9 protein-coding genes are annotated in these 12868 nt (G+C 68.1%); 3 read left to right on the forward strand and 6 right to left on the reverse strand.

Translation table 11 applies throughout. From position 1 onward, the window contains the following. Nucleotides 1–199 precede the first annotated feature (199 nt). The 4 genes from ACWCRB_RS45520 to ACWCRB_RS45535 form a co-directional block, all read right to left on the reverse strand. Nucleotides 200–2329, reverse strand: a complete 2130-nt coding sequence (locus ACWCRB_RS45520; RefSeq protein ID WP_451001692.1) for a 3-hydroxyacyl-CoA dehydrogenase NAD-binding domain-containing protein — start codon at nt 2327–2329, stop codon at nt 200–202. Continuing rightward, nucleotides 2326–3552: a thiolase family protein gene (locus tag ACWCRB_RS45525; RefSeq protein WP_451001693.1), complete on the reverse strand. Its 1227-nt coding sequence runs from the start codon at nt 3550–3552 to the stop codon at nt 2326–2328. The genes ACWCRB_RS45520 and ACWCRB_RS45525 overlap by 4 nt, the downstream gene beginning before the upstream one ends. A 232-nt stretch (nt 3553–3784) precedes the next feature. Next, entirely contained in the window at nt 3785–4819 is a 1035-nt protein-coding gene (locus tag ACWCRB_RS45530; protein ID WP_451001694.1) for a LacI family DNA-binding transcriptional regulator, read from the reverse strand. Further along, nucleotides 4816–7218 (reverse strand): glycoside hydrolase family 2 protein, encoded by a 2403-nt coding sequence (locus ACWCRB_RS45535; RefSeq protein WP_451001695.1) that lies wholly within the window; start codon nt 7216–7218, stop codon nt 4816–4818. The genes ACWCRB_RS45530 and ACWCRB_RS45535 overlap by 4 nt, the downstream gene beginning before the upstream one ends. Nucleotides 7219–7377: 159 nt before the next feature. Between ACWCRB_RS45535 and ACWCRB_RS45540 the strand changes: the two genes are divergently transcribed. Genes ACWCRB_RS45540 through ACWCRB_RS45550 form a run of 3 tightly spaced genes read left to right on the forward strand, consistent with a single transcriptional unit; the run spans nt 7378 to nt 10384 of the window. Beyond that, the gene (locus ACWCRB_RS45540; protein WP_451001696.1) at nt 7378–8691 is read left to right on the forward strand and encodes an extracellular solute-binding protein; all 1314 of its coding nucleotides are present in this window, start codon (nt 7378–7380) and stop codon (nt 8689–8691) included. After that, nucleotides 8655–9557 carry a carbohydrate ABC transporter permease gene (locus ACWCRB_RS45545; protein WP_451001700.1) on the forward strand — a complete coding sequence of 301 codons (903 nt, stop codon included), beginning with the start codon at nt 8655–8657 and terminating at the stop codon, nt 9555–9557. The genes ACWCRB_RS45540 and ACWCRB_RS45545 overlap by 37 nt, the downstream gene beginning before the upstream one ends. Beyond that, entirely contained in the window at nt 9554–10384 is an 831-nt protein-coding gene (locus ACWCRB_RS45550) for a carbohydrate ABC transporter permease (protein WP_451001697.1), read from the forward strand. Before ACWCRB_RS45545 ends, ACWCRB_RS45550 begins: the two co-directional genes overlap by 4 nt. A 100-nt stretch (nt 10385–10484) precedes the next feature. Here ACWCRB_RS45550 and ACWCRB_RS45555 read toward each other — a convergent pair whose 3' ends face one another. Together ACWCRB_RS45555 and ACWCRB_RS45560 are read right to left on the reverse strand one after the other, a co-directional pair. Beyond that, nucleotides 10485–11774 (reverse strand): HRDC domain-containing protein, encoded by a 1290-nt coding sequence (locus tag ACWCRB_RS45555; protein ID WP_451001698.1) that lies wholly within the window; start codon nt 11772–11774, stop codon nt 10485–10487. Nucleotides 11775–11929: 155 nt separating this feature from the next. Then, nucleotides 11930–12589 (reverse strand): LuxR C-terminal-related transcriptional regulator, encoded by a 660-nt coding sequence (locus ACWCRB_RS45560; RefSeq protein WP_451001699.1) that lies wholly within the window; start codon nt 12587–12589, stop codon nt 11930–11932. Nucleotides 12590–12868: the final 279 nt, after the last annotated feature.

Below are 12868 nucleotides of genomic sequence, written 5' to 3' on the forward strand. Positions count from 1 at the left end.
GCAGCCCACCCTTTATCCGGGAATCCGGGATGCCTGAAATAACCGGGCGCTCATCCGATTCCGGATTTGAAACCACTAGTGAAGGAAAATATGGCGGAGCCCCCGAGGATGGGACGGGTAGGGGCGGCGGGGGCGAAAAACCAAGTGCCCCGCACACCACACACGGCATGCAGGGCACCCAGCGACCACCAACGAACCGTTACGCCGGTACGGAAGCCACCCCGGCCTCCAGGAACCGCTTGCCGTTCACCCGCTCGGAGACACCCTCACGGTCCAGGTAAGGCGTGATCCCACCCAGGTGGAACGGCCACCCGGCGCCCGTGATCAGGCACAGGTCGATGTCCTGGGCCTCAGCCACGACACCCTCCTCCAGCATCAGCCCGATCTCCTGGGCGACCGCGTCGAGCACCCGGTCCCGCACCTGCTCCTCACTCAGGGCAACATCCCCCTGCTGAAGCAGCGCGGCAACCTCGGGGTCCAACTCCGGCTTCCCACTGTCGTACACGTAGAAGCCGCGCTTCCCCGCCTTCACGACCGCCGCCAGGTTCGGCGACACCGTGAACCGCTCCGGGAACGCCCGGTTCAGCGTCTCCGACACGTGCAGCCCGATCGCGGGACCCACCAGCTCCAGCAGCACCAGCGGAGACATCGGCAGCCCCAGCGGCTCCACCGCCTTCTCCGCCACCTCGACCGACGTACCCTCGTCGATCACGTTCTGGATCTCACCCATGAAGCGGGTGAGGATGCGGTTCACGACGAACGCCGGAGCGTCCTTCACCAGCACCGCGGTCTTCTTCAGCTTCTTGGCGACACCGAACGCCGTGGCCAGCGAGGCGTCGTCCGTCTGCTCGCCGCGCACGATCTCGAGGAGCGGCAGGATCGCGACGGGGTTGAAGAAGTGGAAGCCGACGACCCGCTCGGGGTTCTTCAGCTTCGACGCCATCTCGGAGACGGACAAGGACGAGGTGTTGGTGGCCAGGATCGCATGCGCCGGAGCGACCGCCTCGACCTCCGCGAACACCTGCTGCTTGACGCCGATCTCCTCGAAGACGGCCTCGATGATGAAGTCGGCGTCGGAGAAGCCCTCCGCCTTGTCCAGGACACCCGTGACCAGCGCCTTGAGACGGTTGGCCTTGTCCTGGTTGATACGGCCCTTGCCGAGCAGCTTGTCGATCTCGGCGTGGACATAGCCCACACCCTTGTCGACGCGCTCCTGGTCGATGTCGGTCAGCACGACCGGCACCTCAAGGCGGCGCAGGAACAGCAGAGCCAGCTGCGAGGCCATCAGACCCGCGCCGACCACGCCCACCTTCGTCACCGGACGCGCCAGCGACTTGTCGGGAGCGCCCGCCGGCCGCTTGCCGCGCTTCTGCACGAGGTTGAACGCGTAGATGCCGGACCGGAGTTCGCCGCCCATGATCAGGTCGGCTAGGGCCACGTCCTCGGCGTCGTACCCCTGCTGGAGGTCGCCGTTCTTGGCCGCGGCGATGATGTCCAGCGCGCGGTACGCGGCCGGAGCCGCCCCGTGCACCTTGCTGTCCGCGATGAACCGGCCCTTGGCGACCGCCTGGTCCCAGGCCTCGCCGCGGTCGATCGCCGGACGCTCGACCGTGATGTCGCCCTTCAGGACGGAAGCCGTCCAGAGCAGCGACTGCTCCAGGAAGTCCGCGCCCTCGAACAGCGCGTCGGCGATGCCCAGGTCGAGCACCTGCTGGCCCTTGAGCTGCTTGTTCTGGTTGAGCGAGTTCTCGATGATCACGCTCACCGCACGCTCCGCGCCGATGAGGTTCGGCAGGATCGTGCAGCCGCCCCAGCCGGGGACCAGGCCGAGGAAGACCTCGGGGAGGGAGAAGGCCGCGATGGCCTTCGACACCGTGCGGTACTCGCAGTGCAGACCGACCTCGACGCCACCGCCCATGGCGGCACCGTTGTAGTAGGCGAAGGTCGGGACGGCGATCGCGGACAGTCGCTTGAAGACCTCGTGGCCGCCCTTGCCGATGGCGAGCGCGTCGTCGTGGTTCTTCAGCAGCTCGACGCCCTTGAGGTCGGCGCCGACCGCGAAGATGAACGGCTTGCCGGTGATGCCGACGCCGACGATCTCGCCGGCCGACGCCTCCTTCTCGACCTGGTCGATGGCGGCGCTCAGGTTCGCCAGCGAGGCCGGGCCGAAGGTGGTCGGCTTGGTGTGGTCGAAGCCGTTGTCCAGGGTGATGAGGGCGAACCGGCCCGCGCCGAACGGCAGGTCGAGGTGGCGTACGTGCGCGGACGTCACGACCTCGTCGGGGAACAGCTCGGCCGCACCCTTCAAAAGCTCAGCGGTGGTGCTCACTTGTCGCCTCCGGCGTCCTTGTGGTGCGGGTTCTCCCAGATGACGGTGGCGCCCATGCCGAAGCCGACGCACATCGTGGTCAGGCCGTAGCGGACCTCCGGCTGCTCCTCGAACTGACGGGCGAGCTGCGTCATCAGACGCACACCCGACGAGGCCAGCGGGTGACCGAAGGCGATGGCACCGCCGTACTGGTTGACGCGTGCGTCGTCGTCCGCGATGCCGTAGTGGTCGAGGAAGGCCAGCACCTGGACGGCGAACGCCTCGTTGACCTCGAACAGACCGATGTCACCGATGCCGAGGCCCGCCTTGGCGAGGGCCTTCTCGGTCGCCGGGATCGGCCCGTAGCCCATGACCTCGGGCTCGACGCCGGCGAAGGCGTACGAGACGAGACGCATCTTGACGGGCAGGTTGTTCTCGCGCGCGAAGTCCTCGGACGCGATGAGCGAGGCGGTCGCGCCGTCGTTCAGACCGGCCGCGTTGCCCGCGGTGACCCGCCCGTGCACCCGGAACGGCGTCTTCAGCCCGCTCAGGTTCTCCAGGGTGGTCCCCGGCCGCATCGGCTCGTCGGCGGTGACGAGACCCCAGCCGGTCTCACCCACCTCCGCGTTGGTGTTCCGTACGGAGATCGGCACCAGGTCCTGCTGGATCTTGCCGTTGGCGTACGCCTTCGCGGCCTTCTCCTGCGAGCGCACGGCGTACTCGTCGGCGCGCAGCTTGGTGATGTGCGGGTAACGGTCGTGCAGGTTCTCGGCGGTCATGCCCATGAACAGGGCCGACTCGTCGACGAGCTTCTCGCTCACGAACCGCGGGTTCGGGTCGACGCCCTCGCCCATGGGGTGGCGGCCCATGTGCTCGACACCACCGGCGATGGCGATGTCGTACGCACCGAAGGCGACAGAACCGGCGACCGAGGTGACGGCGGTCAGCGCGCCCGCGCACATCCGGTCGATGGAGTACCCGGGGACCGACTGCGGCAGCCCGGCGAGAATGCCGGCGGTCCGCCCCAGGGTCAGCCCCTGGTCACCGATCTGCGTGGTCGCGGCGATGGCGACCTCGTCGATCGCCTTGGGGTCGAGACCCGGGTTGCGGCGCAGCAGCTCCCGGATCGCCTTCACGACGAGGTCGTCCGCGCGGGTCTCGTGGTAGATGCCCTTCGGGCCCGCCTTGCCGAACGGGGTGCGGACGCCGTCGACGAAGACGACGTCCCTGACGGTACGAGGCACGATGGCTCTCCTCCAGAGGTGCGGGACGGCACTGCTGCATAAGCATCCGCTGAGCGGGCGCTCAGCCCCATGCTACTTGCGGGTAACCGTACTGCACACCTCTGAGTAGAGGAGCGTCAAAGGTCACACGCCTCCATATGTTACCGCCGGTTACAGGAGCGACCTCAAGGGGCGCGGGGAACTGCGCGACAAGCCGCAACCGGCCCGCACCCGCACGAACAACAGAAGCCCCCTACCCCTTGGGCGGAGCGGTGGACCCCCGGGGAGTAAGCACCGGAGTGGTCACCGGGTGGGACGCCCCACCCCCACCGATCACCCCGAACAAGGTCCGAGCAACATCCGCCCCAAACCCGTGCACATCATGACTCATCGCCGACAACGTAGGCCGAGTCAACCGGCACAACTGGGAATCGTCCCAGGCCAGCAACGACACATCCCCGGGAACATCGAGCCCCATCTCCGCCGCCACGGACAGCCCCGCCACCGCCATGATGTCGTTGTCGTACAGAATCGCCGTAGGTCGGTCCACCGCCGAGACGGACAGCAGCGACCGAGTCGCCCGAGCCCCTTCGTCCCCGGAGAAATCGGTCGCCACCTGAGACACCCCAGCCAGACCGAGCCCTCGCGCGGCCTCGTCAAACGCGGCCGTACGAATGTTCGAATGCCCTAGTGCTGCCGCACCCCCCACCCGCGCGACCCGCCGATGCCCGAGCGCCGCGAGATACCGCACCGCCTCCGTCACGGCCGTCGCGTCGTCGGTCCACACCGAGGTGAGCCCGCCGGCGAGCGACGGATGCCCGACCGCGACCGCGGGCATCCCGAGCCCTTCGACGGCCGGGACGCGCGGATCGTCCGCCCGCAGGTCGACCAGGATCGCCCCGCCGATGATCCGCCCCTTCCACCAGGACTCCTGAAGCCCGACCTCCTCCTCCAGGGTCCGCACGAGCCTGAGCAGCAGCGAGCACGAGTGCTCGGTGAGCACGCTCTCCACGCCTGAGATGAAGTCCATGTAGAACGGTTCGAGGCCGAGCAGCCGGGCCGGCCGGCAGATCGCGAGCCCCACCACGTCCACCCGGGCCCCGGCCAGCGACCGCGCGGTGAGGTTCGGCTCCCAGCCCAACTCGCGGGCGGCCGTGAAGATCCGGTCCCGGGTTGCCTCGGCGAGCCCCGGCTTGTGGTTGAAGGCGAGGGACACGGCACCCTTGGACACACCGGCGCGCGCGGCGACGTCCTTGATGGTGACGCGGGGTGTCGGCGATGCCGTCATCGTGCTGGCTCCACGCAGTACAGGGCCGATCGGGCGGTCTCGGCATCCGGAGTCTCCCAGCCACGCACCCCGATGGTCACCCGTTCCCCGGGCAACAGGGTCACCAGCCCACGATCGGCCCGCGCTCCCGGGTCCAGCCGGTCCGCCTGCAACAGCAGATCCCGTACGAGGGTACGGGCCGTCACCGTGACCGCCCCCGGAGCGACACTCACGTCGAACTCGGGCCGGGGGTAAGGGATTTCACGGTCCGGTACGGGAAAGTACAGCGCCCGCAGCCCGTCCGCGTCGGCGACCAGGAACTCCCCGGCCCCCACGGGCGCAAGCCTCTCCGGCACCCGCACCTCGGCGACCGCCCGCCCCTCCGCCACGAACCCGACCCGCACCACTGACCCACCCACCACACCCCCGTCCACGGACAGCCGCCGCAGCTCCACGGTCCCCTTCCACCGTTCCGCCGCCTGATTGACGACCGCCAACACCAGCTCGGATCCCCGCACTTGAAGGGTGAGCAGCCGGTCCGCGTACAGCCGCCGCAGCTCGTGGTACAGCGGCTTCTCGCGTCCGTCCCCGTCGATCGCCGCCCAGGACGTCACCGGCCAGCAGTCGTTGAGCTGCCACACGATCGTCCCAGCGCACACCGGCCAGTGCGAACGCCAGTGCTCGATCCCGGCGGCGACGGCACGGGCCTGATTGACCTGGGTGAGGTAGTGCCATCGGTCGAAGTCCCCTTCAGGCAGCGCAAAATGGCGACCGAGCCCGCGCTCCAGCTTCCCGTTCCCGTCCTCCGCCTTCTGGTGGTGCAGCATGCCGGGGGAGTCGGCAGCAAGCCGCTCACCCGGCAGCGCGCGCCGAAGCGTGGCGTACGCCGCCGGTGCCTGCCACCCGAACTCGGCCACGAAGCGCGGGACTTGGAGCCGATAGTCGGCGTAGTCCGCGCGGTTCCACACCTCCCACGAGTGGTGCGTCCCGTACGCCGGATCGTTCGGATGCCGCTCCCAGGACCCGGACCAGGGACTGCCCGCCGTATAGGGCCGCGTGGGGTCCAACTCGGCCACCACACGCGGCAGTACGCCCAGGTAGTACCCCTCGCCCCACGACTCCCCGGCGAGCCGCTGCTCCCACCCCCAGTCCCTGAAGCCCCACAGGTTCTCGTTGTTGCCGTTCCACAGCACGAGCGAGGGATGCGGCATCAGCCGTACGACGTTCTCCCGGGCCTCCGCCTCGACCTCGCCCCGCAGCGGCTGCTCCTCGGGATAGGCGGCGCACGCGAACGGGAAGTCCTGCCAGACCAGCAGCCCCAACTCGTCGCAGGCGTCGTAGAAGTCCTCGCTCTCGTAGATCCCGCCGCCCCACACGCGGACGAGGTCCACGCCGATGCCGGCCGCCTGCGCGAGCCGTTCCCGGTACCGCTCCCGGGTGATCCGGGACGGGAACACGTCGTCCGGGATCCAGTTGACGCCCCGCGCGAACAGCCGCTCCCCGTTGACGACCAGCGTGAACCCGGCCCCGTGGGCGTCGGTGGACGTGTCGAGCCCGACGGTCCGGAACCCGACCCGCCGCCGCCAGCCGTCCAGCGGGACATCACCATGACGAAGTGTCAACTCGACCTCGTACAGAGGCTGTTCGCCATACCCGCGCGGCCACCACAACTCCACGTCCGGCACGTCCAGCCGTACGACACCACTGGTCCCGTCGACCGTGCCCCGCCCCCGGAACTCGCTGCCCCCACGGCTTACCCTGGCCTCCAGCGTGAGCCCGGCCTCGACCCGGGTGCGCTCGACGTCGACCGCCAACTTCACCTGGCCCACGCCGTGTTCATCGACCGTCACCTCGGGGCGCACCCGGGCGATCCGGGCCGTGGACCAGTGCTCCAGGCGCACCGGCCGCCAGATCCCGGCGGTGACGAGAGTGGGTCCCCAGTCCCAGCCGAAGGAGCAGGCCATCTTCCGGATGTACTGGTAGGGCTCGGCGTAGGCGCCGGGCCGCTCGCCCAGCCGCTCCCGCACGGCCTCCGCCTCGGCGTAGGCGGACGCGAACCGTACGGACAGCCGCCCTGTCGTCCCGGTCACGTCGAAGCGGTACGAGCGGTGCATGTTCCGTACCCGGCCCAGGAGTTGACCGTCGAGCCGGATCTCGGCGGCGGTGTCGAGCCCGTCGAAGACGAGGTCGGTCTGCTCATGAACCGAGTCATGGACCGAGGAGGCGTCGAGGTCCGTCTCATACGTCCACTCCCGGCGCCCCACCCACGCGACCTCGGTCTCGTTCCGGCCGATGAAGGGGTCCGGGATCACGCCCGCCGCCAGCAGGTCGGTGTGCACGCATCCGGGGACGGCGGCGGCCAGTTCGCCCCCCTCGTGCCGCACGGTCCAGCCCTCGGTGAGCGGTGTGGCCTCCAGCATGCGCGCTCCCTAAACCGTTCAACTCCCGCGTGCGTCAGGCGCAGAAAGAGTGGTGTCAGCGTTGGCGAAATAGGGACTTTACCGGTTCAGTAAGTGGTGTCAGAGTGCCGAATCAGCCATCCCAGTAGTGCTCGTCCGTCCCGAACGGAGCTGATGCACATGAACCGCCGCACGATTCCCGCACTCCTCACCGCCGGTCTGCTGCTCTCCGCGTGCACCGGAACCGGCGGAACCTCAAAGGGCGCCGACGCCAAGGCGCCTGACGATCCGTCAAAGGTGAGCGGAACCATCAAGGTCCTCACCGTGCGGACCGACCTCGTGCAGGACGGCACGCTGAAGAAATACGCCGACGCGTTCCGCAAGACGTATCCGAACGTGAAGGTCGAGTTCGAGGGGCTCACCAACTACGAGGCCGAAGTCAAGATCCGTATGAACACGGAGAACTACGGCGATGTCCTGCTGATCCCCGCGGTGATCAAGAAGAGCGACTACCCGAAGTTCTTCGCGTCCCTCGGCACCCAGGCGGAGCGCGCCAAGAAGTACCGCTTCACCGACTTCACCACGGTCGGCGGCAAGGTCTACGGCCAGAGCCCGGTCGGAGTGACCCCCGGATTCCTCTACAACAAGAGGATCTGGCAGGAGGCCGGCATCACCGACTGGCCCACCACACCCGCCGAGTTCATCACCGCCCTGAAGGCGATCAAGTCGAAGACGGACGCGGACCCGTACTACACCAACTTCGCCGCCCAGTGGCCGCTCACGTCCTGGACGTACGTCAACGGCTCGGTGGGCTGTGACACCAGGGCGACGACCACACTGGTCGAGAGCGACCCCTGGGCGAAGGGCGCCGACCTGCGCGTGGGCGACACCCTCCTCTACGACATCGTGCACGACGGGCTCGCCGAGAAGGACCCGACGACCACCAACTGGGAGGCGTCCAAACCCCGGTTGGCGAAGGGCGAGATCGCCACGCAGTGGCTCGGCACCTGGGCGATCGTCCAGTTCCAGGACGCGGCGAAGAAGGCCGGCGTCGACCCCGCCGACATCGGGTTCATGCCCTTCCCGGCCCAAGTGGACGGGAAATTCTGTGCGGTTGTGGGCCCCGACTACAACCAGGCCGTCAACGTCCACAGCGAGCACAAGGAAGCGGCCCGCGCCTGGATCGACTGGTTCACCGACAAGTCCGGTTACGCGGAAGACAACTTGCCCATCTCCCCGCTCAAGGACGCCCCGCTGCCCACCGTGCTCCAGCCGTACGAGGAAGCCGGGGTGAAGTTCATCGAGGTCGACGACACAGATGGGGCTCAACTCAAGCTCGTCGACACCGAGTCGGAGGTCGGCATCTACGCCCCCGACTACCGCCAGGACCTCGTCGACCTGGCCCGTGGCGCCCGCAAGGGCAGCCTCGACGACTTCCTCGGGGACCTCGGCAAGCGCTGGGCCGAGGCACAGCGCTCAGTGGGGACGCGGTGACACGCCTGCGGCGAGGCGTAACTCCCTGGCTGTTCCTGATTGCCCCGCTCGCACTGCTGCTGACCTTCACCTACGCGCCGATCGCCAACATGGTCGCGTACAGCTTCACCGACTGGGACGGCGTCAGCCCCGAACTGCACTACACGGGCGCCGAGAACTACACCGAACTCCTCACCCGCCCCGAGCTGTTCGAGGTGTTCTTCGTCAGCGGCTACTACCTGGCCGCCTCCGTGCTCCAGATCGTCGCCGCGCTCTACTTCGCGACGATCCTCAGTTTCAACATCCGGTTCCGGAACTTCTTCAAGGGCGTGCTGTTCTTCCCGTATCTGATCAACGGGGTCGCGATCGGCTTCGTGTTCCTCTACTTCTTCCAGGACGGCGGCACCCTCGACTCGGTGCTGAGCCTGTTCGGCGTCCACACCGACCATGCCTGGCTGGGCACACCGACGTCGGCGAACATCTCGCTCGCCGGAGTCTCGGTCTGGCGCTACATGGGCCTGAACTTCGTGCTGTTCCTGGGCGCGATCCAGTCCATCCCGGGGGAGCTGTACGAGGCCGCCGAACTCGACGGAGCGAACCGCTGGCACCAGTTCCGGTACATCATCGCGCCCGGCATCAAGCCCGTACTGAGCCTGAGCGTGATCCTGTCGATCTCGGGCTCGCTCTCGGTCTTCGAGATCCCGTACATCATGACCGGCGGCGCGACCGGCACCGAGACCTTCGTGATCCAGACGGTAAAGCTGGCGTTCCAGTTCAACAAGACGGGGCTCGCCTCGGCGGCGGCCGTCGTGCTGCTGCTGATCGTGCTCGCCGTGACCTGGGTGCAGCGGCGGCTCGTTCCGGACGACAGGGTGGATCTCGTATGACGCGCCGCGCGGTCGCCCGTACGTTCGTGTACCTGTCCCTGGTCCTCGCGGCGGTGGTCGTCCTGCTGCCGCTGGGCGTGATCGTGCTGACCTCGCTCAAGTCCGAGCAGGAGATGGCGGACGACAGCGGAGCGCTCTCCCTCCCCGGCGACCTCCTGAACCTCCACAACTACGTGACGGCGTTCCAGGACGGCGAGATGCTGTCCGCGTTCGCCAACACGGCCCTCATCCTCCTCTTCACCGTCACGGGAACCGTCCTCATCGGCTCGATGACGGCGTACGCGATCGACCGCTTCACCTTCCGCTTCCGGAAGCTGGTGATCACCCTGTTCCTGGTGGCCACCCTGGTCCCCGGCGTCACGACCCAGGTGGCAACGTTCCAGATCGTGAACAGCTTCGGCATGTTCGACACCCTCTGGGCACCGATCGCGCTCTACATGGGCACCGACATCGTGTCCATCTACATCTTCCTGCAGTTCGTCCGGTCGATCCCGATCTCCCTGGACGAGTCGGCACGCCTCGACGGGGCCAACGCCTTCACGATCTACCGAAAGATCATCTTCCCGCTCCTGAAACCGGCGATCGCGACGGTGGTGATAGTGAAGGGGATCACCGTCTACAACGACTTCTACATCCCCTTCCTCTACATGCCGTCGGAAGATCTTGGCGTGATCTCGACGTCCCTATTCCGCTTCAAGGGCCCCTTCGCGGCCCACTGGGAGACGATCTCAGCGGGCGCGGTCCTGGTAATCCTGCCGACGCTGGTCGCTTTCCTGTCGTTGCAGAGGTTCATCTACAACGGCTTCATGAAGGGCGCGACCAGGTGAGGCTCCTGCTGTTAGGGGCGCGAGGCTGTGTCGATTTGCGGCTCCGCCGCGTGGGCGCGAGCAACCACGAAGCACCCGCACCCGCCGAACAACAGAGCCCCTACGGCGCCTTGGCGGAAAGAGCCTCAACCAAAACAGGCGTCACCAACTCCACCTGCCAAGCCCGAGCCCCATACCCCTCAAGCGCCCCCGCAACAGCCTCCGCATCAGCAACAACAGGCGGCTCCCAGCAAACCCTCCGCACCGTGTCCGGAGTGATCAGATTCTCCTGAGGCATGTTCAACCCCTCGGCCAGCGCCGAGACCCCGGCCCGCGCCGCGGACAACCGCGCCGCGGCCACCGGATCCTTGTCCGCCCAGGCCCGCGGCGGCGGAGGTCCGACCACAGGCTGCCCCGGCTGGGGCAACTGCGCGTCGGTGAGCGCCTTCGCCCGGTCCACCGCGGCCTGCCACTGCTCCAGCTGCCGCCGCCCCATCCGGTGTCCGAACCCGGTCAGCCCGGCCAGCGCGTGCACATTGGCGGGTACGGCGAGCGCGGCCTCGACGATCGCCGCGTCCGACAGCACCTTGCCCGGCGACACGTCCCGGCGCTGCGCGATCCGGTCCCGGGTCTCCCACAGCTCCCGTACGACGGCCAGCTGCCTGCGCCGACGCACCTTGTGCATACCGGACGTACGCCGCCAGGGGTCCTTGCGGGGCTCGGGCGGCGGCGCCGACGCGATCGCGTCGAACTCCTGCCGGGCCCACTCCAGCTTGCCCTGCCGGTCCAGTTCCTTCTCCAGCGCGTCCCGCAGGTCGACCAGGAGTTCGACGTCGAGCGCCGCGTACCGCAGCCAGGGCTCGGGCAGCGGCCGGGTCGACCAGTCGACCGCGGAGTGGCCCTTCTCGAGTACGAAGCCCAGGACGCCCTCGACCATCGCGCCCAGGCCGACCCGGGGGAACCCGGCCAGCCGTCCTGCCAGCTCGGTGTCGAACAGTGTGGCGGGGATCATGCCTATCTCGCGGAGACAGGGCAGGTCCTGGGTGGCGGCGTGCAGGACCCATTCCACACCGTCGAGCGCCTCGCCGAGGCCCGACAGATCGGGGCAGGCGACCGGGTCGATGAGCGCGGTGCCGGCGCCCTCGCGGCGCAGCTGCACCAGATAGGCGCGCTGTCCGTAGCGGTAACCGGACGCACGTTCGGCGTCGACGGCGACAGGGCCGCTGCCCGCGGCGAACGCGGCGATCACCTCGGCGAGCGCGTTCTCGTCGGCGATGACTGGCGGAATACCGTCGCGGGGTTCGAGGAGGGGGATCGGCGCCTGAGCCTCAGAAGATCCGTTGTCGTCCGGAGGAGCGCCTCCGGTGGTTCGCAGTGAGCTGTCTGCTGCGGTCTCTTGGGCTTCGGTCACCTGTCAAGGGTATCTGTGTATGGACGGCGCCCGCCGACGGAACGTTCCGTCGACGGGCGCCTTGGGGTCGTAAACCAGTCACGTGTCACACGTGTCAGTGAATTCGGTCGGTGATCAGTGGTCAGTGATGGTCGTTGATCATTGTTCAGTGGGGTTCAGTGGATGATCCCGGTTCGGAGGGCCACCGCCACCATTCCGGCGCGGTCGCCCGTGCCGAGCTTGCGGGCGATACGGGCGAGGTGGCTCTTGACGGTGAGCGCGGACAGGCCCATGGAGACGCCGATCGCCTTGTTGGACTGGCCCTCCGCGACCAGTCGCAGGACCTCGACCTCGCGGCCGGACAGCTCGCGGTAGCCGCCCGGGTGGCTCGGGGCACCCGGGGGGCGGCGGTGCATACGGGAGCCGGCACCGATGGGGGCGGCGCCGGGTCGGCTGGGAAGCCCGACGTTGTTGCGGGTGCCGGTGACGACGTAACCCTTCACACCGCCCGCGAGGGCGTTGCGAACGGCTCCGATGTCGTCGGCGGCGGACAGGGCCAGGCCGTTGGGCCAGCCCGCGGCACGGGTCTCGGACAGCAGGGTGAGCCCGCTGCCGTCGGGCAGGTGGACGTCAGCGACGCAGATGTCGCGGGGGTTGCCGATGCGGGGACGAGCCTCCGCGATGGACGAGGCCTCGATCACATCGCGTACACCGAGCGCCCACAGGTGGCGGGTGACGGTGGAGCGGACGCGGGGGTCGGCCACGACCACCATGGCGGTCGGCTTGTTCGGGCGGTAGGCGACCAGGCTTGCGGGCTGCTCAAGAAGAACGGACACCAGGCCTCCTGGAGTGCGGCGTGCTTTCAAGGTCACAGAGGTCTTCGGCATCAAACCTGTGCTCCTTTAGAGAAAGATCACGATCTGGTGAGTAACAATCCGTGCAATTCGGACACGCCTTCGATCATCCGAAGATCGAACGGTTTCGCTCTACGTCGATACGCGGCCGAAAGTGGCCGTATCGACAAAGAGCTACTAAAGACGGCGTGCCGATGCGCGACAGAAGAGGGTGCTTGGGCGTGACAAAGGGAACGGCCTTGCGGTCCCCGTGCGGGGACC

The sequence above is a fragment of the Streptomyces sp. NPDC002156 genome, from assembly GCF_053593675.1.

Coding starts and splice junctions, on each gene's coding strand:
- ACWCRB_RS45535 (WP_451001695.1), bottom strand. CDS start 7,218: ATGCTGGAGGCCACACCGCTCACCGAGGGCTGGACCGTGCGGCACGAG.
- ACWCRB_RS45550 (WP_451001697.1), top strand. CDS start 9,554: ATGACGCGCCGCGCGGTCGCCCGTACGTTCGTGTACCTGTCCCTGGTC.
- ACWCRB_RS45540 (WP_451001696.1), top strand. CDS start 7,378: ATGAACCGCCGCACGATTCCCGCACTCCTCACCGCCGGTCTGCTGCTC.
- ACWCRB_RS45530 (WP_451001694.1), bottom strand. CDS start 4,819: ATGACGGCATCGCCGACACCCCGCGTCACCATCAAGGACGTCGCCGCG.